The following is a 24,715-nucleotide window of genomic DNA, read 5'->3' as shown; positions in this document are numbered from 1 at the left end:
TTCCTTCTGTTAAATTGAAATGGGAGAAAGTGCGGTTGATTTTGACCGCACTTTTAGTTAAATAAGATTAACCGTTTAATGCTTTATCGATGGCGGCATAGACTTCATCTGCGCTGTTGCAGTTGCGGAAACGGTTTAAATCCACACCGTCATCACTGTCCGGATCATCAAGGACTTGGGTAATTTCCATTAAGCCTTGCATATGCTGATCGGAATCGCTACCGGCGAGGGTAATTAATACATAAATCGGATCATCTTCGCCGTCGAAATAAATGGGTTCTTTTAAGGTAACTAAGGCAAATGCGGTTTTAATTACCCCTTCCTCCGGACGGGCATGAGGCATGGCAAGACCCGGCGCGAGAATAATGTAAGGCCCCATTTTTTCAATATTGCTGATAATGGTATCGTAATAACGGGGTTCAATCGCGCCTGAAGCCTCTAATAAATCCGTACCGATTTTGATCGCTGCTTTCCAATCTGCGGCGGTTTGGTTGAGTTTAATGGAATTGTTAGCGATAAGCGATTCTTTTAACATATTAATGTCCTTAATTATGTAGTATGAAAGCAGTGCGGTAAATTTTCACTGAAAATCAACCGCACTTTATGGGTGATTATTTATTATTTTGGAATTTGTTAATCAATTCGATTAATTCATCGCCAAAAGAGTTCGGGTTAAGCATATTTTGTACACCTAATACAAATTTACCTTCGCCCACTTGAATTTCACCGGATAAATGTTTAGACGAAACAATAATATCCGTACTATCTAATTTCCCTTTGTAGTCGGTTACCGCACAAGAATCCATAATGTTTGGAATACCACGTTTATCTAAATAGCCTTTGATCTTCATTTTCATCATCATTGAAGAACCTTGGCCGGATCCACAGACCGCAAGAATACGAACCGGTTTAACCGTATCATCGGAAACATCGTCATTTTTGACCGCACTTTGAGCGGCTTGTTCTTGGGAAACAATTTCTTCCTCGCCTTCATCCACGCCATAGCCATCCATTTGTTCAAGGGTTTTACCTGCCGCTGCAGCCGCTGCTTCAGCAGCACGCAATTTTTTCGCAGCAAATGCCATATAAGTGAATGCCGCCGCTAAGATAACAAAGAAGAAGAACGGAATACTGACGATACCCTGTAATATTGGCGGGAAGAATAATGCCCAGTCAGCCATGCCCATCCAACCGTTAAAGGTTGCCCCTTGGGTTGAGAGTAAGTGGATAACCCATGCTGAGCCCAATACTTCAATGATCCCCATCACGAAACAGATTTTCATCACGGCACGCCAGCCACCGAAATGGTTGGCAAATACACCGATGGTCGCATTGGAGAAGAACATTGGGATGAATCCCGGAATGATTAACACAGAAGCATCAAAACCAAGTAATAGACCGACAGCAACGAATTGACCGATTGCCCCCCACATAAAACCGAATACCATGGCATTTGGTGAGAAAGCATAAATCGCCGCACAGTCAATGGCTAAAACCGCATTAGGAATGACACGCTCGGAAATTCCTTTGAAGGCCTCGGATAATTCGGCAACAAACATCCGAACCCCGATAACAATCACTTGAATGGCAACGGCAAATTTTAATCCGGTCTCGAAAATATAAATTGTCCAATGTGTTTTGCCTGCCATTGTTTGCAGATTATCTAAGCCGAAAGAAAGTAGGATAATGCCGAAGAATACGGTCATCACCAATACGGTCGCAGAGATACTATCGTGGAAAATATGGAGCCATTTTGGCAATTTCATATTATCAACGCTGTCTTCTTTATTACCGAGTTTTGGTGCGAGTTGAACCGCAATCCAAGAGGCGATTTGTTGTTGGTGACCGATAGAAAAACCGGCTCCACCGGTTACGGCTTGAGTCGGTTTATACATAATGTTAGAGGAAATTCCCCAGTATAGTGCCATGATGATTGCCGTATAGATGATGGTTTCTATCATCGATGCACCAATGAGCATATAGAATACGGCAACCAAACCAGCTTGTTGGAACATAATATGTCCGGTAAGCATAATCGTGCGAATACCGGTAAAGCGTCTGAATACCACCAGCAAAATGTTTAATGCTAATGCGAGTAGGACGGCATAACCCACCCATGCATAATTGTCCGCCATAGTTTCAATGGTGGCTTGCATACTGGTGTATGGGTCAATTACTGCGCCGGTTAAACCGTGATATTCGGATAATTTTTCAATGATTGGTTTAAAACCTTTTACTAATTCACCGGCCCCTACCTGAACGAGCATAAAACCAACAATCGTTTTAATCGTTCCTTTAATAATGGTTGTTGTATCCTTACGTAGAAGAATATAGCCAATACAGGCAACAATACCTAATAATAGCGGTGCTTTATTAAGAACCTGATCCCTAAAAACAATAAATAGATCTAATAACGTTTCCATAACAGAACCTCTGTTGACCTTGATTAAATGGAAAATACTGAGTGTTTGAATCTATTCCGAATCATCTCGAAAAAGAAATCGCGCAAATAATAGCAATTATTTTTGATTAAAAAAGATTTAATTTGAATAATTGTGAGCGATGTCACATTTTATTTTTATCATGTTGGTAGATATTTTGTTTCTCATAAAACCTTTGATAATTTTAGGTTTATTGAGGTGTTATAAGAATGCTTTCTGTTATAAGAAAAAATAATTTAGATCTTGAACGCAAATTACGTAAAAAACATTTTACAAAATAAAATGATTTGATATGATTTGTTTTGATTATTTTTTCTGAGCAAAAGGAGTTAAAAATGAGCAAAATTCAAGAAATTACCCGTGAAAGTTGGATTCTTTCTACTTTTCCTGAATGGGGAACTTGGTTAAATGAAGAAATTGAACAAGAAGTTGTACCTGAAGGCAATTTCGCCATGTGGTGGCTAGGTTGCGTAGGGGTTTGGATCAAGACACCGGGTGGCGCGAATCTTTGTATGGATTTATGGTGTGGTCGTGGTAAAAGCACGAAGAAAGTGAAAGATATGGTGCGTGGTCACCAAATGGCAAATATGGCCGGTGTGCGTAAATTGCAACCTAACTTACGTGCAGCCCCAATGGTGTTAGATCCGTTTGCAATTAACGAAGTAGATTTTATTCTTGCTTCGCACTACCATAGCGATCATATTGATGTGAATGTGGCAGCGGCAATTGTCAATAATCCAAAACTTGATCACGTGAAATTTGTGGGCCCTTGGCACTGTGCGGAATTATGGAAAAAATGGGGTGTGCCTGAAGAACGTATTATTATTGTTAAACCGGGCGATGTAGTGAAATTAAAAGATGTGGAAATCCATGCCCTTGATTCTTTTGACCGCACTTGTTTGGTAACTTTACCGGTTGAAGGAGCAGAAGAACAAGGCGGTGAATTGGCCGGCCTTTGCCCGTCAGATGAAGAAATGGGACGTAAAGCAGTAAACTATGTGTTTAAAACACCGGGTGGTAATATTTATCACGGTGCAGACTCTCATTTCTCCATTCAATTTGCTAAACATGGTAAACAATTTGATATTGATGTTGCCCTTAACAACTATGGTGAAAATCCGGTTGGTATCGCCGATAAGATGACTTCTGTTGATTTATTACGTATGGCGGAAAGCTTACGTTGCAAAGTGATTATTCCTGTTCATCACGATATTTGGACGAACTTTATGGCAAGCACCGATGAGATTATCCAATTATGGAAAATGCGCAAAGAACGTTTGCAATATAAGTTCCATCCGTTTATTTGGGAAGTGGGCGGTAAGTATGTTTATCCACGTGATAAAGATTTAATTGAATATCATCACCCTCGTGGTTTTGATGATTGTTTTGAACACGAACCGAATATTCAATTCAAATCAATGTTATAACAAAAAAAGCCACCTTTTTACTTGAAGGTGGCTCGTTTTTTGTTCATTATTAGCATCAGAGAAATAGCAAGGAAAATATAATGAACGAAAATTACCGTCACAGACGGCTTTTACAATTGTTACTTGAGAAAAAGGCACTTTCTACCACAGAAATTGTTGAACAACTTGAGATTTCACCTGCAACAGCAAGACGAGATATTAATAAATTAGCCCAACAAGGTCGATTAAAGAAAGTACGTAATGGTGCAGAATCAATACAGTCCTCTCCGCTAGACTATAGATATAGTGCGACAATCAATAATATTGATGAAAAGCAGCGTATTGCTCAAGCCGCAAGCCAATTATGTCAAGAAGGTGATTCCGTTATTTTAACTTGTGGCTCAACCATGCAAATGTTGGGTGAGCATTTATGTGGAAGAAAATTGCAAATCATCACAAACTTTATTCCTCTTGCTAATAAATTGATTGAAAATAATCATGAAGATATTGTGATTATGGGGGGGCAGTATAACCGAAATAAGGCGATTACCCTTTCTCTTAATCAAAACGAAAGCCCTTATGCAGCCAATATGATGTTTACCAGTGGAAAAGGTTTTACCACTGAAGGTTTGTATAAAACCGATATGATCATTGCTAATTCAGAACAACGCTTATCTGCAAGAGCGGGTAAATATGTGGTATTACTGGATAGTACAAAATTGGGACAACAAGTCGGTATGTTATTTACCAAGTTACAAGATATTGATTTATTAATTACCGGTAAAAATGCAAAACCTGAGTTTATTCAATCATTACAAGAAAAAGGTTTATCAGTCATGCTGGTTTAGTCAGCTCATACAAAGATTTATAAATGAAAAAATATTTACTATGTTCGTCATTACGGCCGGACATATTATTTTATCCCCAAACCCTGATAGGAGTGTTCAGTGAGAAAACATAAACTCGGCATCTATGAAAAAGCCCTACCTAAAAACATTAGTTGGCAAGATCGCTTGTCTATTGCAAAAGCTTGTGGTTTTGACTTCGTTGAAATATCCATTGATGAAACGGATGAACGTTTGGCTCGTTTAGACTGGAGTAAAAAAGAGCGGTTAAAATTAGTAAAAGCGATTGTGAATACGGGGGTAACGATTCCGTCTATGTGCTTATCAGGGCATCGCCGTTTTCCTTTCGGTAGTCGTGATGAATCCACCCGTAAAAAGGCCTATGAAATTATGGAGAAAGCCATTCAATTTGCCGTTGATACGGGGATTCGTACTATCCAATTAGCAGGTTATGATGTTTATTATGAAGAACAAGATGAAGGTACTATCCAACGTTTTCAGCAAGGGTTGGAATGGGCAGTAGAACTCGCTGCCAGTAACCAAGTGACCCTTGCGGTAGAAATTATGGATACGAAATTTATGAGTTCCATTTCCCGTTGGAAAAAATGGGATGAGATTATTAAATCCCCTTGGTTTACCGTTTATCCTGATTTAGGCAATCTTTCAGCGTGGAATGATAACGTTGCAGAAGAACTCAAACTCGGCATTGATAAGATTTCCGCTATTCATTTAAAAGATACTTATAAGGTGACTGAAACCTGTGCCGGTCAATTTAGAGATGTACCTTTTGGTGAGGGCTGTGTTGATTTTGTCGCTTGCTTTAAAACCCTTGCGGAATTAAATTATCGTGGCGCATTTTTAATTGAAATGTGGACAGAAAAATCGGATGAACCTATTGCGGAAATTATCAATGCCCGTCGTTGGATCGAACAAAAAATGAAAGAAGGAGATTTCCAATGTTAAAAGAATTAAGAGAAAGAGTATTAAAAGCAAATCTTGAGCTACCAAAGTATAAATTAGTTACCTTTACTTGGGGCAATGTGAGCGAAATTGATCGTGAAAGCGGTTTGGTTGCTATTAAACCTTCTGGGGTAGAGTATGATTTGATGACGGTAGATGACATTGTGATTGTTGATCTCAATGGTAATAAAGTTTGGGGTGATAAAAAGCCTTCTTCAGACACAGCGACCCATTTAGAGCTTTATCGCCAATTTAAGGATATTGGTGGTGTGGTACACACTCACTCTCGCCATGCTACCGCTTGGGCGCAAGCCGGTGAAGATATTCTCGCTTTGGGTACAACACAAGGCGATTATTTCTACGGTTCTGTGCCTTGTACCCGTCGTATGACACCGGAAGAAATTGCCGGTGAATATGAATTAGAAACCGGAAAAGTAATTGTTGAAACCTTTCACAAACGCAATGTTGAACCAAAATCCGTACCGGGTGTATTAGTTCACTCTCATGGCCCTTTCACTTGGGGAAAAGACGGCTTTGATGCGGTGCATAATTCTGTTGTATTGGAAGAAGTGGCGTATATGAATTTTGTTAGCCATCAAATTCGTCCAAATATTGGATCAATGCAACAAGAGCTGCTTGATAAGCACTATCTTCGTAAACACGGAAAAAATGCGTATTACGGGCAATAATATTTATTGAAAATAAGGCGGTTTTTAACCGCCCTTTTTTAATCTAAGAGGGATAAAAATGAATTATAAAGTTGTTGCTTTTGATCTTGACGGCACATTATTAAATTCTGATGGAAATATTCTGCCGGAAAATAAATTGGCAATTCAATCCGCCATAAATAAAGGGATTAAAGTATTATTGGTGACGGGCAGACATCATACCGCCGTAAAACCTTATTATCATGAATTAGGTTTAGATACGCCGATTATTTGCTGCAACGGAACCTATGTTTATGATGTGGCGACGGATTCTACACCCTTTGCCAATCCGCTTTCCAAACAACAGGCGCAATTAATCTATGATGTGGCGGAAAAACATCATTGCCATCTGTTGATGTATTCTCGGGATTCAATGAATTATGCACAACTTAACCCCCATATGGAAAAATTTCTTAAATGGGTGGAAACTTGCCCTGAGAATGTACGCCCTGATGTACGTAAAGTGGAGAGTATTCAAGAGGTGATCGATCATCATAATCCAATTTGGAAATGCGTCATTAGCGCAGAAAATAAAGCGATTATGAATAATGTAGTGAATGAGCTGCCGATTTCACAGTTTAGTTGTGAATGGTCGTGGGTGGATCGTGTGGATATTGCTAATGCCGGTAATACGAAAGGCGGAAGACTTCTTGCGTTATTAAAAGAGTGGGGGATTGATCCGCAAGAAGTGATAGCATTCGGAGATAATCATAATGACATCAGTATGTTAAGTGTCGTTGGTTTAGGTGTCGCAATGGGCAATGCGGAAGAGGAAGTGAAATCTCAGGCTAAACAAGTCACTACATCGAATAATGAGATCGGTATTGCACAAGTATTAAAAGATGCCTTATCACTCTAATTTCTAGGTCAATGCCTAATCTCCCTTTCCAAGAAAAAGTGCGGTCAAAATTGACCGCACTTTGATTTACGCACTCAAAGGTGCGCTTGATTCTTCTGTTGTTTTATGTTGAGTGCTTAGGCTGTTTAAACACCGTAACTTCTGGCACAACGCCCGTATATTTTTCTACTTGAACAATACAAGTATTCGGCGAGTTACCTTGCGCTAATTTAGATGTGCCTTCATCACGGGTAAGCACATTCGGGCTACCATTTTTGCACAGAGGCTTCTCACTTTCACCCAGATCAAGCGGATCATACCATGCCCCTTCATGTAACCCTAATGTCCCTTTAATAATACCTTCGGTTACAACAGCTCCCGCCAATACCTGACCTCGCACATTATGGATACGGACAATATCCCCATCTACAATACCGCGTGCTTTGGCATCTTCAGGGTGAATCAAAACAGGTTCACGATCATTAACCACATATTTTTGGCGCAATGAAGTATGGGCTAATTGGCTATGTAAACGATAATAGGCATGCGGAGTGACTAAGGCGAGTGGATACTCATCTGTCGTATTACCCGCAAATTCTTCTGGTTCCATCCAAGTCGGATGACCTTTACAATCGTCATAATTCATCTTCGCCACAACATCAGAATAAATTTCAATTTTGCCTGATGGTGTGCCAAGCGGATTGAGCAATGGATCTTCACGAAATTCTGCATAGCGCACCCATTTTTTCGCATCGTCATTAGCTTCAAACATTAGGGGTTTATTTTCTTCCCAAAATCGCTCAAAACGAGGCATGGCAACACGGTTGCTACGCGCTGCGGTAAAGGCAGTTTTATAAAAACCTTCCAACCATTCTATTTCTGTTTTGCCTTCTGTAAATTCCTCTTCTTTACCAGCTCGTTTGGCAAGTTCGGCAAAAATATCAAAATCATTTTTCGCTTCAAATTGTGGCGGAACAACTTGTTTCATTGGATAAATAGCAAACATAGAATAGTCGCCACCCATGGTTAAATCATTACGTTCGTAACTGGTGGTAGCAGGCAAAACAATATCTGCCATACGAGCCGTTGGTGTCCAGTTAACTTCATTGACGATAACAGTTTCTGGTTTTTGAAAGGCTTTGACTAATAAATTCGTATTTTGGTGTTGGGTAAATGGGTTACCGCCCGCCCAATAGACAACTTTAATTTCTGGATAGGTAATTTTTGTACCATTATAATCAATGGTTTTACCTGGATTGAGTAGGGCATCTGCAATACGCGCCACAGGGAAAGAAAATTTTGCCGAATCATCTAACCAGCTTTTCTCACCTGTTCCACCTGCAGGAGTTGCACTGATCGAACCAATAGTTCCTCCCGTAGCTGTTGGGACACCACCATTTGCATAGTGATAGCTAAATCCAAAGCCACCACCCGGTAAACCAATTTGCCCCAACATTGATGCAAGGGTAACTAACATCCAATGGGATTGCTCACCATGGCGCTGGCGCTGTATTCCCCACCCTCCCATTAACATAGTACGATTGCTGGAAAAATCGTTGGCTAATTGTTTTATAGTTTCTATCGGCACTCCACAGATTTTACTCGCCCATTCTGCCGTTTTAGGCTGTCCATCGGTTTTACCGAGCAGATAATCTTCAAATTTACTGTAACCTGTAGTGTATTTTTTTAAGAAGGCTCTATCGTGTTTGTCTTCGCTAACCAATGTGTGCGCAATCCCTAGCATCAATGGCACATCTGTTGCCGTATTGACAGGAATCCATTCTGCACCAAGCATTTGGCAGGTTTCACTTTTGATTGGATCAATACAGATAATACGTTTACCTGTGGCTTGGAATTTTTTGAAGTATTCAATACCTTTTTGATCTGAAGACATCCAAGCAATACGTAAGGTTGTGAGGGGATTTGCCCCCCAAAGTACAATAATATCACTGCTTTCAAGTAATACTTCCCAACTGGTTTGTTGTTCATAAACTTCAATAGTGCCAAGAACATGTGGCATAATCACTTGTGCAGCACCTGTGGAATAATCCCCTTTATAGCCAACAAAACCACCAGTAATATTCATATAACGTTGTAAAAGTGTACGTGAAGCGTGAAGTGATCCACTACTAAACCAGCCGTAAGACCCTGCATAAATTCCACTAACCCCATATTGATCACGAACTTTTTGGAGTTGATTATGCACAAGATCAAGTGCTTGTTCCCAAGAAACGCGAACCCATTCATCACGTCCACGCATTGTAGTATCACTGTTACCTGGGTTTGCTAAATAGCCTTTGCGTACCATAGGGTATTTTACACGGGTTTCGCTATAAAGCTGATCAGCAACCACGCTTTGTAATTCATTTGGAATTGCAGGTTCAATTGCCGCACCAGATTTTACCGCTTTACCATCTTGCACCACCACGCCAATCGGTCCCCAATGTGCAGCAGTAACTACTGTTTTTAATTCAGATTCTCGCGCAATCGCACTTTTAGACAGTGCTGAAACCACCATACCACCTGAAAGTGATGCGCCTGCTACGCCAAGAGATGTATTTTTTAAGAAATTACGGCGTTGTTGATTGATATTATTCTTTTTCATTTCAACCTCATTTAGCTACTAGAAGTGAATTATTTCGCAGCCATATCTTTGGCGCTACGTTGTAAATAAATGGTTAAAGCACGCACTTCATCTTTATTCATCGAAGTCCGATCTTTCATTGAGTTCACTACTCCAATCCATTGGTTTGCCGTATAGTGATCGGCACTAATCGCCGCATGACAACTACTACAATGCGTTTGATTTAACAGGCTACCATATTGATTAAGTGCAGCTAAATCTGATGACATTTTTTCTTTGGGAACAGAAACAATAAAGCTCACTTCTTTCCACTCAGAATCGGTGACTGCATCATGTTTAGTTTGCAACACTTTCATACTCTTGCGAGCATCTTCATCTACTAATGCCACGCTAATTCGCTTGCCAAGTTCTTGATACACCACAGAGTCTGCACCAACTTGTTGCCAACCGTGCAACATACCAACTACTTCTTCGCCTTTGGTTTGCCAATCGGTTATTTCTGCATAAGGCATTAGGCGAATATCGCCACCTTGTTCACCTTGTGCGGAACTCATCGTTGTTACATAAATAGGTGAGTTTTGAGTGATGTTTCCGCCTAAATGGGTTGTAGATTGTCCACCTTCATTACCATAAGTTTCAGGCAAAAAATGTACGATGCCTTTGTGACAATCAATACAGGTCTGCCCATTGATTTTGGCACTTATATGGGTTTCTTTTGCTAATTTTGTTTGAGCAGAAAATTCCATCGCATCAAAACTATGACAACTACGGCAAGTTTGAGAATCCGTTGTTTTCATCTCATCCCATACGCGCTGCACCATTTCTGCACGATGAGCCTCATATTTCTGTTTTGAATCCAGTTTACCTTGCATTTCATACCACACATCTTTCAGTGCGATAAATTTTGCTTTCACATAGTGCCAGCCTTCTTGTGGAACATGGCAATCGGAACATTCTGCACGAATACCTTTTGCATTCGCAAAATGGCTTGAACCTTCCCACTCTTGTTGGGGGTGACTCATTGAATGGCAGCTCACACAGAATTCTGTTGAGCTGGTTTTATGCATAATAGTTTGCGTTCCCCACAACGCTAGCGCACCTACACCCATAAGGCAAAGTGCGGCCATAATTTTGGTGGTTTTTGACATAAATGTACTCCAAATTGATAAAAAACAGCAAAAAGATAACCTTTAATAGTTATTTTTATTCTAAAGAAATATAAGTAGGTGAGTGATGATCTAAGTCAAGGAATTGGAATATAAGAGGATTTTTAAATGTTTTTATATTTAAACGTTATTTGTTTTATTTTATAACGATTGGGTGTAAAAAGTGCGGTCAAAAACGTAAGAAATTTTGACCGCACTTTAAACGTATTTGAATTAAGCGAGATTATTTCGCTGCTTTTAATTCTTGGTAATATTGTTCATAGTATTGAATTGCATCACCTACGTCATCTTGCCAGTGGCTGTTTTTTAATATTTCAGCTGTTGGATAGATTGCCGGATCTTCAGTGATTTCTTTTGGTAAGACTTTTTTCGCTTCAACGTTAGACGTTGGATAGCCAATCGCTAAAGTTAATTTCTCAGCTGCTTTTGCACCTAACATATAGTTGATAAGTTTGTGTGCGCCGTCCGGATTTTTAGAGGTAGCAGGAATAGCCAATGTATCTACCCAAAGTACAGGGCCTTCTTTTGGAAATACCATGTTTAAAGGTGCTTGTTCTTTTTTCGCAATACGCACAGAACCGTTCCATAATTGACCGACCTCTACTTCACCTGAGATGAAAGAATTAGCAGGATTGTCTGAGTTGAAAGAAAGTACATTCGGACGTAATTTCAATAATTCTTCATAAGCTTGTTTGATGATTGCCGGATCTTGAGTATTTGGATCCTGACCAATTTTTAATAAGGCAATATTAAACACTTCACGTGCATCATCTAGCAACTGTACTTTGTTGGCAAATTCAGGTTTCCATAAATCGCCCCAAGAAGTGAAATCTGAACCTTTGTAGGTATTAGTATTAAATGCAATACCCGGTGCACCCAATAATTGAGGAAGAGAGTACTTATTTCCTTTGTCATAAGGTTTGTCGAGCCAATCAGGGTCTAATTCTTTAATTACAGGCAATTTGCTGTGATCAAGTTCTTTTAACATGCCTTCACGTGCCATTTTAGACACGAAGTAATTCGATGGTGCAATCACATCATAACCACCGGCTTCACCTTGGGTTTTGAGTTTTGCATACATGGTTTCATTTGATTCAAGACTTGAAACGATCACTTTGATACCGGTTTCTTTAGTGAAGTCATCTAAAAGACCATCCGGCACATATTCAGTCCAAGTATATAGGTACACAGTATCATTAGCAGTAGCCAGTGCATTTGCATTTTCAGTCTTGTTTTCTTTGTCATTACAAGCTGTTAGAGTTGCAGCTACTAAACCGGCAGTAATTAAACCTGCAAATTTTTTCATTTTTGTTTGTTCTCCGTAAAAGAGGGGTAAAAAAACCACCTACAGGAATTGTAGGTATAAAAAAACGCCTTGATTGTGCGTCAAGGCGTATTCTATTTGATATTACAAGGTTTGTGAAACCTTTTATCGTGTCTTAGTAATTATTTTTACGCGTAATGAGCTGGCTTAAAATCACGAGTGCCAATGAAAGCACAATCATAATGGTTGCCAGTGCATTGACTTCAGGTGTGACACCGGTTTTTACCAGTGAGAAGATACGCAATGGTAAAATCTCGTAGCTTACGCCACTCACAAATGAGGAAACTACAACATCATCCAGTGAAATTGTAAAACTTAATAACCAACCTGAAACTATAGCAGGTAATGCAAGCGGAATAATGATTTTACGAAGAATGGTTACTTCACTTGCGCCTAAGTCTTTTGCTGCCTCCAACATTCTGGAATCAAATCCATTTAAGCGGGAGAAAATTGTGACAGTCACATAAGGTAAACAGAAGGTAACGTGCGCCAAGAGTAATGACCAGAAACCTAATGAAATCCCTACAACCATAAATAATGCTAACAAAGACACCGCCATAACGATATCCGGCGACATCATCACGATAAATAACATACCGCTTACCGCTTGTTTACCGCGGAAACGGTAACGATACAATGCGATTGCGGTTAAGCCACCCACGATGGTTGCCAAAGTAGCGGCAAAAAATGCGATGGTTACGGAATGGATTGCCGCTTGAATTAAGGTATCGTTATTAAATAAACGTTCGTACCAGTTCCAACTAAATCCTTTCCAGGTCAAACCATAGCGGTCGGCATTGAAAGAATTGGTTACTAAAATGATGATTGGGATATACAAATAAGCGTATACCACAAACATAAAGATATTACGTAGTAAACGACTCATTATTCCAACTCCACTTTTTTGTTTAGTAGTTTATTTGCTCGGTAGTAAACGAAAATAAGCAATGCCATCAAAATGGTTAAACCGATACTGATTGCGGAACCAAACGGCCAGTTTCGGGAAATTAAGAATTCGCTCTTAATTACGTTCCCCACTAGCAGAACTTTCGCACCACCCAATAAATCTGCAACATAGAACATTCCCATTGCAGGTAATAGTACCAATAAGCAACCAGCAACAATTCCCGGCATTGTTAATGGTAAGATTACTCGGAAGAAACGTTGGAAAGTATTTGCTCCTAAGTCTCTTGCGGCTTCTAATAAACGTCCGTCTAGTTTTTCAATAGCGGAGTAGAGTGGCAAAATCATGAACGGTAGCAATAAATACACGAGTCCGATAACGACTGCGATCTCTGTATTTAAAATACGGATCGGCTCACTCAAAATCCCCATATCCATTAGCATCGTATTTAACACGCCTTTTACGCCAAGGAATATTTTCATTCCATAAATACGAATCAGCGAATTTGTCCAAAATGGCAACACCACAAGGAACAATAAGATCGGTCGATATTTTGGGTGAATTTTACTGACCATAAAGGCGAACGGATAGCCGATCAGTAAGCAAATAATCGTTGCAATCCCCGACATATACAAAGAATTCCACACGACCTGAGCATAAAGCGGATTAAACAGGTTGATGTAGTTGTCAAAGTTAAACGGTAGAGCATAGAAGTTGCTACCATCTCGGGTTAAAAAACTTACGACTAACACCAATAAGTTTGGAATCAGCACAAAGAAGATTAGCCAAGCGAAGATAATTGCAACAGTAATTTTCTGAAATTTGTTATTAATTATCTTCATCGTTGAGTACAACCTCCCAACCTTCGTGCCATGTAATGCCTACACGTTGTCCTACACTGTGGTCCATGTGCGGATCGTCTTCGTTAAAGAATTCGCTCACCAGCACACGCATACCATTATGGTCAAATTCTACGGTAGATTCTAATGTCATACCTTTGTAAGTACGGTCAATAATATGTCCGATAATTGCATTGGATTGTTCGTTTTCATCGAGTTCTTCAATCACAATATCTTCAGGACGAAGAAGAACTTGAAGTTTTTGATCTTTTTCGACAGGCATATCGGTATAAATATCACAGACACGGCCTTCTACGTTTGCCAGTACTACATTCTCAGATTTACGTTCAATCACGGTAGCGTTAAAGACATTGATTTCACCAATGAAACGTGCCACAAATAAGTTTGCCGGCTCTTCATAAATTTCACGTGGTGAGCCGTCTTGGGCGATTTTGCCTTTACGTAACAACACGATGCGATCAGACATTGTGATTGCTTCTTCTTGATCGTGAGTAACGAAAATAAAAGTGATGCCTAATTGACGTTGCAATACTTTCAGTTCGTATTGCATTTGTTTACGTAATTTATAGTCTAATGCGGATAAGGATTCATCTAGCAATAACACTTTCGGTTTGTTGACAACCGCACGGGCGATAGCAATACGTTGTTGTTGACCGCCTGACAATTGGGTTGGCTTACGATCAGCCATTTCTTCCAATTGCACCATACGCAAGGCTTCTAGTACGCGAGGTTTAATTTCAGACTCGGGTACTTTTTGCATACGTAAACCAAAAGCCACGTTCTCAAAAATAGTCATATGCGGGAATAGCGCATAACTTTGGAAAACGGTGTTGATGTGTCGCTTTTCAGCCGGCACATCGGTGATGTCTTCACCATCCAAAATAATATGACCTGAGTCTAATTCCTCTAAGCCTGCTAACAAGCGTAATACTGTGGTTTTACCACAGCCTGAAGGGCCAAGAATAGTCACGAATTCACCATTGTTAATGGTTAAGTTGAAGTCGTTAATAATGGTATTAGAACCGTAAGATTTTTTGACTGAACGAAGCTCAATAATAGGCTTGTTTTGAACCGGATTTTCCACTAGCTTTGGTTTTCTCCCTAATTTCACCAATAAGTTGGTACTGAGTAGAAATAAAGACCTGCAAATTTGCAGGGACGACATAAAAAACAAGCGCCTATAATATAGCTATTTACTAATAATGAAAAGGATTTCATACCTTTGGAAGCAAAAAAAATTACCGGGATAAAAATAAGGTGAAAAATCTACCGCACTTCTTACTTGAGGATTTGATTTTTAGTTAATTGATAGGTGGTTTTGTTGAAATTTGTAGCGTAAAAATAGCTGAATGATTAATATTAGTAAAAATGTAAGTTTTGTCTTGCTTTTGTAAAGATATGTAAATATAATCGTCTGCGTTTTATCGAGATTCCTTTTGATAAAGCTAAACTTTAGAGATTTTATTCATAAATTCCTTTTTATCCCCTGTTCAAGCAGGGGATTTTTTTATGTATTTTTAAAAAGGGAGAAAAATAACCGCACTTTGGTTGTTTTATCAAAAGTGCGGTTAAATTTTCCGTAATTTTTTATTGATTAGGGAGTGCTCCGGAATTCCAATTTGGCGCTTCTATAGGGCGTTTAATTTGTAATAAAAAACGATGATTTGCCGGCGCTTGAGGTTGAACAATCGTGCTTGACGGCGTAGAGAATGAAATCCCTCCTTTCAGCAATTGTTGAACACTGCCGGTATTAAATTCTGCACCTTTCCAGCCTAGGCTGAAATCATAGCCGGACGATACCCAGAATTCAGAATTTTTACGTACTAAATGTTGATATTTAGGCGTAATAGCAATATGGATAAGTACGCGATCGCCTAAACTGTTGAGATCGAATTTACGTATTGTGCCGACCTCGACACCACGATAAAGCACAGGTGAACCTTCGGTTAAATTCATTGCATCATTTGTTTCAAGAATAAACGGCACGCCACTACTGTATTTATTGCGACTTGGCGAAGTTTGTGCAAGATTAAATTGCGTTTTAGCTTTTCCTTTTCCGACTTCCACATCAATATAGGGCTGCAATAAACTATCTAAATTTTCAATTGCACCGGCTGAAATTTGCGGTGAAATGATCTTAAAGGTTGAACCTTCTTTGGCAATCATTCCCATATAATTCGGGTTGATAAGCGCTTTCGCGGTAATTTTATGTGATTTCGGATCTAATGTGATATTTTCCACTTCACCGATAGATAATCCTAGATAACGTAAGCTCATACCTTTACTCAAGTTTGTTGCATCGTCTGTGAACAGGGTGATTACCTGCCCGGCAGATTTTGCCCGTAATTCATTCGGGTACAATGTTTTATTTTTTCCTGAGCTGCTGTTATCAAAACTAATTGCGCCTTTTAATGAGCGGGCAATCGGTGTTGCCTGAATACTAATCCCTTTTGGGGTAATATCTACTTGGGCCGCATTTTCTACCCAAAAGACACTTTTATCCGTGAGTAAATGTTTATAAGGCGGATAAATATAGACATCTACATTGAAATGGTTTGCCTGAGGTTGGATATTAGTAATTTTTCCTACCTCATATTGACGATACAGCACAAGAGAAGCCTTACTAATGCTTGGTAAAGTTGAAGTTTTCAAGGTAATGTCGGGTTCGACTAAATTTCCTGTAATGCCGGATTCTGCATTTTGTGTATCTTTGTAAAGCGGATAAGTTTTCAGTGCTTCACCTAAGCCTTTTTTCGCAATAATGCGAATGCCACCCTGTAGCCATTTTTCCGGATGGGCTGATTCAAAACGAACACCGTCTATACCTAGATTTACATCAAAGTTTGATGCTGCGACAAAAAGTGTGTTTGGGTTAATTAAATTTCGATATGCGGAAGCAATTGCAACTTGATATTCTACGCCTTCTACATTAATTTTTTGTTTAACAATTTCACCGATTGTAATATTGTTGTAATAAACAGATTGACCTTCCGATACACCATAGCTTTCCGGTGCTGTTAGTGTAAGTACTAGGGTATTTGGCGCTTTTAAGAGTAATTCGTTTTCTTTTATTACATCGAATTGTAATCGCTCTGTCCCTTCACCAGGGATAATTTCAAAGTAATCTCCACTGAAAAATCGTTTAGGATCGGTTAAATCACCTAAAGTTGGCTTTTTATTGCGAAGCACAATGCGGGTATCAGTTTTTAATAAATTTGCTTGATTTGGATCGATAAGTAATGTTCCTTGTAAAATATTTTCATTATTTTCAACTGTATTCAGTGCAGAAAGAACCCCTATTTTGTCATCTTGATAATACACATCGTTACGCCCTTCTTCTAAGCCGGTGACGGCTGGAACGGTGATTTCAACATTAATTCCCCGTTTTGCCGCTTGTAGGTTAGGATACAGGGTATAAATCGTATTTTCGGTTGCCTCGACGCTGTTTGACGGTGAATCAAAAGAAACAGCACCTTGTACAATAGAGTTAACACTTTCCATATTAAAATTTAACCCTGCCGGTGTAATATTCGCAGCGATACCGCTAATATTCCAAAAGCGTGAGTCTTTTTTCACAAAACGGGTATATTCTTTCTCAATTACAACATCAATCTCTACTTTATTGTCTTTATTAAAGCGGTAATCATAAATTTTACCAACAGGTAATTTTTTGAAATAAACAGAAGCCCCAACAGAAATAGAGCCAAGATCATCTGAGATTAAATGGATGAGTAAATCACCCGGTGCCACTTGAGCTATTGGTCCTTTTTCTTGAGCAATAAATTCATCCTCGCTATTACCATCTCCTGGTTGTAGTGTAATGTAATTTCCTGATACAAGGGAATCTAATCCTGAAATACCGGCAAGGGAAACGCTGGGTTGTACGACCCAGAATTTTGTGTTTTCACGTAGAACACTTGTTGCTTCCGGATAAATATTAGCGATTACCTCAACTTTTTGCATATTGTCGGTAAAGTTTACTTTTTTTACTACGCCTATTTGTAGTCCTTGATAGCGAATAGGGGTTTTATCAGCGACTAAGCCTGAACCGTTTGTAAAGGTAATTTTGATCGTTTTACCCTGTTCTTCGACTATTTGGAAAAAAAGAATCGCACCGATACAAAGAGCGATAAAAGGTAATAACCAAAAAGGAGAAACTTTTCGGTTTTTACGTAAAACAGATTGAATCGTTTTATATTGTGAATCAACGTTTGTAGTAGGGGGAGTTGAATCATTATTCGGTTGTTGTTTTTCGGTCATAAATTTTCCAAATAAGTCGACTATCGAATTGTGAGGTTGAAATCATTGTGAGAAAGACCGCAGCGCCAAAGTAAAAGGCGGCAGGGCCTACCGTAAAATTAATAATTTGTCCACGTGTAACAAGTGACATCATTAATGCAAGAACAAATAGATCAAGCATAGACCAACGTCCGATAAAATGCACGATATGTAACAAGCGCATTTGCCATTTAATGGAGTGTTGCCATTTGAAGTGCACACAGGCAAGCAAATATAGCATAATAAAAATTTTACTAATTGGCACAAAAATACTCGCAAAAAACACGACAAAGGCGACAAAATAGCTTTTCATTTCAATGAATGAAATCACACCGGACATCAATGTATCTTCGGTTAAGACGCCAGTTAGATAAACACCGGATATCGGTAATAAGTTTGCCGGAAAAAGCATAATAATACCGGCGATTAGAGTTGCCCAAGTACGCTGTAATTTTATTGATTCGGGAATATCTAAGCGTGAATCACAACGAGGACAAACATCGTGATGATTTATATGTTTTATGTCTGAATGAGGGAACGAATAGTTGCAGGCGGTACACAATTCAATCTTCTCTTCTATTGGCGCGTGTATTTGTTTATGTTCAGGATAAAATTCGTCCCATAATTCATTTAGATTAATCTTGATAAATAATAAAGTGGTTAAAAGTGCCGTAAATATAAATGCCAATAAATAGACATCAATTTGCAATGCGGCATATTCGCGTACCTTAAACATTGACACGCCGAGTGCCACGAGATAGACATCAAACATCACCCAAGGCTTAATATAGCTTAAAAAAAGTAAAACATTACGTGGTCGAATATTAAGTAACTTAGCAAACCATAGCATTAGAACCAAAATTGCAAAAGAAATCGGCATTAATACTGCACAAATAAATACTAAAAAAGCCGTGTATTGATAGCCTGCGGTTGCCATTTTCCAAATTCCTTCCCATACAGAAGCATCAACTTTTACACCGAGCAAATCAATGCTTAACAGAGGAAATTTCAAAGCAAAGGGCATTAGAATAAGAATTGACAGTGCAATCATCGCGCAGCGATGTAGTGACCAACGATTTGTCGAGCCTAATGTATGATGACAGCGAGGGCATTCAGCATGTTCATTTTGAGGCAAAGGGTAAGGTACTGAGACGACTTTATCGCATTCACTGCAGCGAGCGATTTTATTATGAATATTCGCAAAATTCGGTGTAGTCGTCATGATAAGGCTTTTGTTACATATAAAGTGCGGTCAAAAAAGATTGGCTATTTTATCCTTAATCCTCCCGGTTTGTGAAGTTTAAATGAACAAACGTTTATTGAAATTGATAGAGTGGCAAATAACTTGATTCCTAAACTTGCTTGGGACATTGTCAATTCTTATAAAAGTGCGATAAACTATGCAAGTTTTTTATTTTCAATCCTAGGACAAACAATGACAGATTCTCAACTTGATGTTCAGCAAACTGAAGAAACATCATCAAATCTACAAAAATTGACGAATAATAAGGAAATTATTGCTTATTTAGCAGAAAAATTTCCACTTTGCTTTATTTTAGAAGGTGAGGCAAAACCTCTGAAAATCGGTTTATTCCAAGATTTGGCTGAGGCACTAAAAGAGGATGACAGGGTAAGTAAAACACAGTTACGTCATGCTCTTCGCCAATATACCTCAAATTGGCGTTATTTACATGGCTGTCGTGAAGGGGCTGAGCGTGTGGATTTATATGGCAATCCGGCCGGTGTGTTGGATGCCGAGCATGTAGCACATGCAGCAGAGCAACTCGCTGAGGCAAAAGCAAAATTTGCAGAAAAACGCAAAGCGGAATTGGCTGAGAAAAAAGCGCAGCAAAAACGCCAGCCGCGTCGTCAAAATAATTTGAAGTCGCCACGTAAACCTAAGCCAAAGGTTGAGTTAAGTGCGGTCGATTTATCTACTCTTTCTAAAGGTTCGGTTGTTAAAGTGAAAGTGGGCGATCTAGCGAAGAAAGGTATCATTGTTGAAGTATTAAAAGATTCGGCTCGCGTAGAACTTGAAAACGGCTTAGTAATGAATATTGTGGCTGATCGTTTATTCGCATAATCATAATATTGATATTTTATCGGGAAAGATTAAATGAAATTGATAATGACCAAAAGTATTTTAGCAACTGCTGTATTAAGTGCGTTGTTCCTTCATTCTAGTGTGGGTTTTGCTGTTGAATCTAAGTTGAAGTTAAGTGATATTCAAATTCCTTCTGCAACAGAAGAAAATCAGCTGGCAACGAAACGTGCGACAACACGCTTAACGCAGTCTCATTATCGAAAATTTCAGCTTGATGATGTCTTTTCCGAGAAGATTTTTGATCGTTATATCAAAAGTTTGGATTATAGCCGCAATACTTTTCTACAATCGGATGTAGATGAATTACGCCAGAAGTATGGATCATTGTTAGATGATCAATTAAATCAAGGTGATCTTTCAGCCGCCTTTGCAATTTATGATTTAATGATGAAACGTCGTTATGAACGCTATGTTTATGCGCTTTCATTATTAGATAAAGAGCCGAATTTAAACGGTAAAGATCAAATTGAAATTGATCGTGAAAAAGCGGATTTTCCTAAGACGGAAGAAGAGGCAAACCGTCTTTGGGAAGAACGTGTAAAAAATGATGTGATCAATTTAAAACTAAAAGATAAAAAATGGTCGGAAATTAAAAATAAACTGGCAAAACGCTATAATTTAGCGATTCGCCGTTTAACGCAAACGAAAGCTGATGATATTGTGCAAGTATATTTAAATGCTTTTGCACGTGAAATTGATCCGCATACCAGTTATCTTTCGCCACGTACCGCAAAAAGTTTTAATGAAAGTATGAATCTTTCATTAGAAGGGATTGGGGCAACTTTACAATCGGAAGATGATGAAACCAGCATTAAATCTCTTGTTCCCGGCGCACCGGCAGAGCGCAGTAAAAAATTACAAGCCGGCGATAAAATTATTGGTGTAGGGCAAGAAAAAGGTGAAATTGAGGATGTCGTTGGTTGGCGTCTAGAAGATATTGTTGACAAAATTAAAGGTAAAAAAGGCACAAAAGTTCGTCTTGAGATTGAACCCGCTAAAGGTGGAAAATCACGTATTATCACTTTGGTTCGTGATAAAGTGCGTATTGAAGATCAAGCTGCTAAATTGACCGTTGAGAAAGTGGAAGGGGAAAATATCGGGATAATTAAAATTCCAAGTTTCTATATCGGTTTAACGGAAGATGTAAAAAAATTATTGGTTCAGGCAGAGAAAAAACACGTTAAAGGTTTGATTGTCGATTTACGTGAAAACGGTGGCGGTGCTTTGACGGAAGCGGTGGCATTAAGTGGATTATTTATCACCGATGGGCCGGTGGTTCAAGTGCGTGATGCTTATCAGCGAATTCGTGTACACGAAGATGATGATCGCGCAGAACAATATAAAGGCCCATTATTAGTAATGATCAACCGTTTTAGCGCTTCTGCTTCAGAAATTTTTGCTGCGGCAATGCAAGATTACAATCGCGGTATTATTATTGGACAAAATACTTTCGGTAAAGGAACTGTTCAACAAAGCCGTTCATTGAATTTTGTTTATGATTTAGATCAAACCCCGCTGGGAATTTTGCAATATACTATTCAAAAATTTTATCGTATCAATGGTGGCTCAACACAATTGAAAGGTGTTTCGGCGGATATTCAGTTCCCTGAAATTATTGATGCGAAAGAATATGGTGAAGAAAAGGAAGATAATGCACTTCCTTGGGATAAAATTCCTGCCTCTACTTACGCTGAAACGGGCAATGTTCGCCAATATATTTCAGAATTAGAGAAAAAACATCAAGCTCGTATTGAGAAAGATCCGGAGTTTATTGGATTAAATGAAGAATTAAAAATTCGTGATGAACGCCGCGATCGCAAGTTTATGTCCTTGAATTATCAAGAGCGTAAAGCGGAGAATGATAGCGATGATGCGATACGTTTGAAAAATATTAATGATCGTTTTAAACGTGAAGGGAAAAAATTGTTAAAAGACATTGATGCTTTACCTAAGGATTATGAAGCGCCGGATTTCTTCTTAAAAGAAGCTGAAAAAATGGCTGCAGATTTGGTGAAATTAAGTGTAAAACAAGAAAAATTAAATGGACAAATTCAGCAAGAATCAAATAAAGCAGAAATAAAAAAATAATAAATTTTGACCGCTCTTTGAACAAAGGGCGGTCTGTATTGTAAATCTTTAAAGGAACTCTTATGTTAAAAGGTACGATTAAAATTGCACAGGCATTATCATTATCAATGTTAGTGTCCGGTTGTGCATTGGCTGATTGGGCTAAAGATACGGTTTCACATCCTAGTCCGGCGACAGTTGATATGGAGCAACTTTCCCCTGAGGAACGTGCGAAATTAGAAGCAGAAATTAAAGAAGATCAAGCTCGTTTAGCGGCAGAAAAGCAAGCTATGCTTGAGATGTCTCTTACCCATGAAATCGGTGAACAAAATTTACAGTTTAAACCGATTCTTGCAAAACTTTATGCAGATAATAAATATACTTTATTATGGCAAGATAAATCTGCGGAAAAACAATTTTTGCGTGAATATGCTGCGATGATTGCGAGCGGTATTTCCAAACGTTCGGCTAAGTCTTTGGATAATTTAAGCCAAGCACAACAGAGCGGTGGTTTGACGTACGATGTGCTTTTGAGCGATGCATTTCTAGATTATATGTATTACAGTAAAAACGTGAGTCAGCAGGCTCAACGCTGGCTGTACGGTTCTAATTCATATAAGCCGCAGGCTCCAAGTGATGAGCAAGTTCAACAATGGTTAAGTGCGGTTAAAAATAATGAGCTTTTCACTTATGTGAAAGGTTTATCTACCGATAATTCACATTATCGTCAAACTATTCAAGCTTTGTCGTCAATGATTTCGAGTTCCGGTTTAACACCAACCGGTAAAAAATTAGCCATTAATGCTCAGCGTTTGCGTGTAATTCCTGATTTTCACAATGGTATTTTTGTGAATATCCCAAGTTATCAGTTGCAATATTATCGTGATGGAAGATTAGTGCTAGAATCTCGGGTCATCGTGGGCAAAGATCAGCGCCGTACTCCAGTTATGTACAGTAAATTGAGTAATGTTGTGGTGAATCCGCCATGGAATGCACCAACGCGTTTAATTAATGAAGATATTGTACCTAAATTGAGACGAGATCCGGGTTATGCGGCCGCCCATGGTTATAGTATTCTTGATAGTAAAGGAAATAGTATTGATCCTTATTCTATCGATTGGAATAAAATCGGTAAAAATTTCCCTTACCGCATCCGCCAAGCGCCGGGCGATAGCGCATTAGGCAATTATAAATTCAATATGCCGAGTTCGGATGCCATTTATCTACATGATACGCCGAATCGTGGTCTTTTCTCACGTAAAGATCGAGCATTAAGTTCAGGTTGTGTTCGTGTGGAAAAATCTTCCCAGTTGGCTGATATTTTGCTAAAAGAAGCAGGTTGGTCAGATAGTCGTAAACAGAGTGTTTTAGCAAGTAAGAAAACGACTTCAGCTAATGTTCGTTCGGATAATCCTGTTTTCTTATATTATGTCACTTCGTGGGTTGAAAACGGTCAAACTAAAGTATTACCGGATATTTACCAATATGACAAAGCTATTAGTCATAGTGACATTAACTGGAATACAGTGAAAAAATATTTGTAATATTGACCGCATTTTAGTGAACTAAAGCATATCTTTCTAGTCGAAAGACGGAAGAGTGAAATAAGAGAAAATAAATGGATAAGATAAATCAAAGCCGGCGGAAGTGGCTATCTCTAGGTGGTATCTTGTTAGGCGCAAGCGTTGCGCCTAATACTGTTTTGGCCATGGTTTCGACCGCTAAACCCCGTATTTTGGCACTTCGTAATGTGAATACAGGTGAACGTTTAAGTGGTGTATTTTCACCAAATGCCGGGTTTACAGCATCAATTCTGAAAAAGCTTGATTACTTTATGCGTGATAAGAGAACCAATCAGACTCACAGAATGGATCCCGATTTATTTTTGAAGCTTTATCGCATCCAGGGGCATTTAGGATTACAAACTGCTGAAATTCAGATTATTTGTGGCTATCGTTCTCCTTCCACTAATGCAATGCGTCATCGCCAAAGTAGAGGGGTTGCGAGTAATAGCTACCATGTAAAAGGTCAGGCGGTGGATTTCCGCATTGATGGTACTCCATTAGTAAAAGTTAAGCAGACTGCAGAAAAACTTGATAATGGTGGGGTTGGATTTTATCCACGTAGTAATTTTATCCATGTTGATACAGGCCCGGTAAGAACTTGGCGGGGTGTATAAAATCATTGAAAAATTGACCGCACTTTGGTGCGGTTTTTATTTTTAACTAAAA

The 24,715-nt window shown here is 38.9% G+C and carries 19 protein-coding genes; 9 read left to right on the top strand and 10 right to left on the bottom strand.

Annotated features, from left to right (window positions below; all coding sequences use genetic code 11):
- Positions 1-67: 67 nt before the first annotated feature.
- Together BKG94_RS08265 and BKG94_RS08260 are read right to left on the bottom strand one after the other, a co-directional pair.
- Positions 68-535, bottom strand: a complete 468-nt coding sequence (locus BKG94_RS08265; protein WP_077436098.1) for a PTS sugar transporter subunit IIA — start codon at positions 533-535, stop codon at positions 68-70.
- Positions 536-611: 76 nt separating this feature from the next.
- A complete protein-coding gene (locus BKG94_RS08260) occupies positions 612-2,423 on the bottom strand; it encodes a PTS ascorbate-specific subunit IIBC (protein ID WP_077436096.1) in 1,812 nt (603 codons plus the stop codon).
- 353 nt (positions 2,424-2,776) lie between these two features.
- Between BKG94_RS08260 and ulaG the strand changes: the two genes are divergently transcribed.
- The 5 genes from ulaG (at position 2,777) to BKG94_RS08235 (ending at position 7,218) form a co-directional block, all read left to right on the top strand.
- A complete protein-coding gene (ulaG, locus tag BKG94_RS08255; protein ID WP_018356754.1) occupies positions 2,777-3,868 on the top strand; it encodes an L-ascorbate 6-phosphate lactonase in 1,092 nt (363 codons plus the stop codon).
- Between the two features lie 80 nt (positions 3,869-3,948).
- On the top strand, positions 3,949-4,695 hold the full coding sequence (ulaR, locus tag BKG94_RS08250; RefSeq protein ID WP_077436094.1) for an HTH-type transcriptional regulator UlaR: 747 nt from the start codon (positions 3,949-3,951) through the stop codon (positions 4,693-4,695).
- 99 nt (positions 4,696-4,794) lie between these two features.
- Positions 4,795-5,655 carry an L-ribulose-5-phosphate 3-epimerase gene (locus BKG94_RS08245; RefSeq protein WP_077436092.1) on the top strand — a complete coding sequence of 287 codons (861 nt, stop codon included), beginning with the start codon at positions 4,795-4,797 and terminating at the stop codon, positions 5,653-5,655.
- Positions 5,649-6,341 (top strand): L-ribulose-5-phosphate 4-epimerase, encoded by a 693-nt coding sequence (araD, locus tag BKG94_RS08240; RefSeq protein ID WP_077436090.1) that lies wholly within the window; start codon positions 5,649-5,651, stop codon positions 6,339-6,341. Before BKG94_RS08245 ends, araD begins: the two co-directional genes overlap by 7 nt.
- A gap of 58 nt (positions 6,342-6,399) precedes the next feature.
- Entirely contained in the window at positions 6,400-7,218 is an 819-nt protein-coding gene (locus BKG94_RS08235) for a pyridoxal phosphatase (protein ID WP_077436088.1), read from the top strand.
- A 103-nt stretch (positions 7,219-7,321) separates the two neighbouring features.
- Here the strand turns inward: BKG94_RS08235 and torA are convergent, their stop codons facing one another.
- The 8 genes from torA to BKG94_RS08195 form a co-directional block, all read right to left on the bottom strand.
- The gene (gene torA / locus BKG94_RS08230) at positions 7,322-9,802 is read right to left on the bottom strand and encodes a trimethylamine-N-oxide reductase TorA (RefSeq protein WP_077436086.1); all 2,481 of its coding nucleotides are present in this window, start codon (positions 9,800-9,802) and stop codon (positions 7,322-7,324) included.
- A 29-nt stretch (positions 9,803-9,831) separates the two neighbouring features.
- Entirely contained in the window at positions 9,832-10,929 is a 1,098-nt protein-coding gene (locus tag BKG94_RS08225) for a NapC/NirT family cytochrome c (protein ID WP_077436084.1), read from the bottom strand.
- Positions 10,930-11,170: 241 nt separating this feature from the next.
- Entirely contained in the window at positions 11,171-12,253 is a 1,083-nt protein-coding gene (locus BKG94_RS08220) for an extracellular solute-binding protein (RefSeq protein WP_077436082.1), read from the bottom strand.
- Between the two features lie 133 nt (positions 12,254-12,386).
- The gene (gene potC, locus BKG94_RS08215; RefSeq protein WP_077436080.1) at positions 12,387-13,157 is read right to left on the bottom strand and encodes a spermidine/putrescine ABC transporter permease PotC; all 771 of its coding nucleotides are present in this window, start codon (positions 13,155-13,157) and stop codon (positions 12,387-12,389) included.
- Positions 13,157-14,017 carry a spermidine/putrescine ABC transporter permease PotB gene (gene potB / locus BKG94_RS08210; protein ID WP_077436078.1) on the bottom strand — a complete coding sequence of 287 codons (861 nt, stop codon included), beginning with the start codon at positions 14,015-14,017 and terminating at the stop codon, positions 13,157-13,159. The genes potC and potB overlap by 1 nt, the downstream gene beginning before the upstream one ends.
- Positions 14,004-15,119, bottom strand: a complete 1,116-nt coding sequence (potA, locus tag BKG94_RS08205) for a spermidine/putrescine ABC transporter ATP-binding protein PotA (RefSeq protein WP_077436076.1) — start codon at positions 15,117-15,119, stop codon at positions 14,004-14,006. The genes potB and potA overlap by 14 nt, the downstream gene beginning before the upstream one ends.
- A 503-nt stretch (positions 15,120-15,622) precedes the next feature.
- Positions 15,623-18,295, bottom strand: a complete 2,673-nt coding sequence (locus tag BKG94_RS08200; protein ID WP_077436074.1) for a PqiB family protein — start codon at positions 18,293-18,295, stop codon at positions 15,623-15,625.
- Positions 18,270-19,535: a paraquat-inducible protein A gene (locus tag BKG94_RS08195; RefSeq protein ID WP_077436072.1), complete on the bottom strand. Its 1,266-nt coding sequence runs from the start codon at positions 19,533-19,535 to the stop codon at positions 18,270-18,272. Before BKG94_RS08195 ends, BKG94_RS08200 begins: the two co-directional genes overlap by 26 nt.
- A 213-nt stretch (positions 19,536-19,748) precedes the next feature.
- On the opposite strand from BKG94_RS08195, the gene proQ reads away from it, so the two are divergent.
- From proQ to mepK, 4 genes are all read left to right on the top strand, one after another.
- Positions 19,749-20,396 carry an RNA chaperone ProQ gene (gene proQ / locus BKG94_RS08190; protein WP_077436070.1) on the top strand — a complete coding sequence of 216 codons (648 nt, stop codon included), beginning with the start codon at positions 19,749-19,751 and terminating at the stop codon, positions 20,394-20,396.
- 45 nt (positions 20,397-20,441) lie between these two features.
- Entirely contained in the window at positions 20,442-22,505 is a 2,064-nt protein-coding gene (prc, locus tag BKG94_RS08185) for a carboxy terminal-processing peptidase (RefSeq protein ID WP_425272264.1), read from the top strand.
- Positions 22,506-22,567: 62 nt separating this feature from the next.
- The gene (locus BKG94_RS08180) at positions 22,568-24,028 is read left to right on the top strand and encodes a L,D-transpeptidase family protein (RefSeq protein ID WP_077436066.1); all 1,461 of its coding nucleotides are present in this window, start codon (positions 22,568-22,570) and stop codon (positions 24,026-24,028) included.
- 74 nt (positions 24,029-24,102) lie between these two features.
- Positions 24,103-24,663: a peptidoglycan L,D-endopeptidase MepK gene (mepK, locus tag BKG94_RS08175; protein ID WP_077436064.1), complete on the top strand. Its 561-nt coding sequence runs from the start codon at positions 24,103-24,105 to the stop codon at positions 24,661-24,663.
- The last annotated feature ends 52 nt before the right edge of the window (positions 24,664-24,715 follow it).

Origin of the sequence: Rodentibacter ratti, from assembly GCF_002000485.1 — a bacterium.
GTDB lineage: Bacteria > Pseudomonadota > Gammaproteobacteria > Enterobacterales > Pasteurellaceae > Rodentibacter > Rodentibacter ratti.
Note: the sequence above shows the minus strand (reverse complement) of the source record. Positions and strands in the feature narration are given on the sequence as shown.

What these genes read in the sequence shown, in the direction of transcription:
- BKG94_RS08265 (WP_077436098.1), bottom strand. Translation starts at nt 535, where the DNA reads ATGTTAAAAGAATCGCTTATCGCTAACAATTCCATTAAACTCAACCAA.
- BKG94_RS08260 (WP_077436096.1), bottom strand. Translation starts at nt 2,423, where the DNA reads ATGGAAACGTTATTAGATCTATTTATTGTTTTTAGGGATCAGGTTCTT.
- ulaG (WP_018356754.1), top strand. Translation starts at nt 2,777, where the DNA reads ATGAGCAAAATTCAAGAAATTACCCGTGAAAGTTGGATTCTTTCTACT.
- ulaR (WP_077436094.1), top strand. Translation starts at nt 3,949, where the DNA reads ATGAACGAAAATTACCGTCACAGACGGCTTTTACAATTGTTACTTGAG.
- araD (WP_077436090.1), top strand. Translation starts at nt 5,649, where the DNA reads ATGTTAAAAGAATTAAGAGAAAGAGTATTAAAAGCAAATCTTGAGCTA.
- BKG94_RS08235 (WP_077436088.1), top strand. Translation starts at nt 6,400, where the DNA reads ATGAATTATAAAGTTGTTGCTTTTGATCTTGACGGCACATTATTAAAT.
- torA (WP_077436086.1), bottom strand. Translation starts at nt 9,802, where the DNA reads ATGAAAAAGAATAATATCAATCAACAACGCCGTAATTTCTTAAAAAAT.
- BKG94_RS08225 (WP_077436084.1), bottom strand. Translation starts at nt 10,929, where the DNA reads ATGTCAAAAACCACCAAAATTATGGCCGCACTTTGCCTTATGGGTGTA.
- BKG94_RS08220 (WP_077436082.1), bottom strand. Translation starts at nt 12,253, where the DNA reads ATGAAAAAATTTGCAGGTTTAATTACTGCCGGTTTAGTAGCTGCAACT.
- potC (WP_077436080.1), bottom strand. Translation starts at nt 13,157, where the DNA reads ATGAGTCGTTTACTACGTAATATCTTTATGTTTGTGGTATACGCTTAT.
- potB (WP_077436078.1), bottom strand. Translation starts at nt 14,017, where the DNA reads ATGAAGATAATTAATAACAAATTTCAGAAAATTACTGTTGCAATTATC.
- BKG94_RS08200 (WP_077436074.1), bottom strand. Translation starts at nt 18,295, where the DNA reads ATGACCGAAAAACAACAACCGAATAATGATTCAACTCCCCCTACTACA.
- BKG94_RS08195 (WP_077436072.1), bottom strand. Translation starts at nt 19,535, where the DNA reads ATGACGACTACACCGAATTTTGCGAATATTCATAATAAAATCGCTCGC.
- proQ (WP_077436070.1), top strand. Translation starts at nt 19,749, where the DNA reads ATGACAGATTCTCAACTTGATGTTCAGCAAACTGAAGAAACATCATCA.
- prc (WP_425272264.1), top strand. Translation starts at nt 20,442, where the DNA reads ATGACCAAAAGTATTTTAGCAACTGCTGTATTAAGTGCGTTGTTCCTT.
- BKG94_RS08180 (WP_077436066.1), top strand. Translation starts at nt 22,568, where the DNA reads ATGTTAAAAGGTACGATTAAAATTGCACAGGCATTATCATTATCAATG.
- mepK (WP_077436064.1), top strand. Translation starts at nt 24,103, where the DNA reads ATGGATAAGATAAATCAAAGCCGGCGGAAGTGGCTATCTCTAGGTGGT.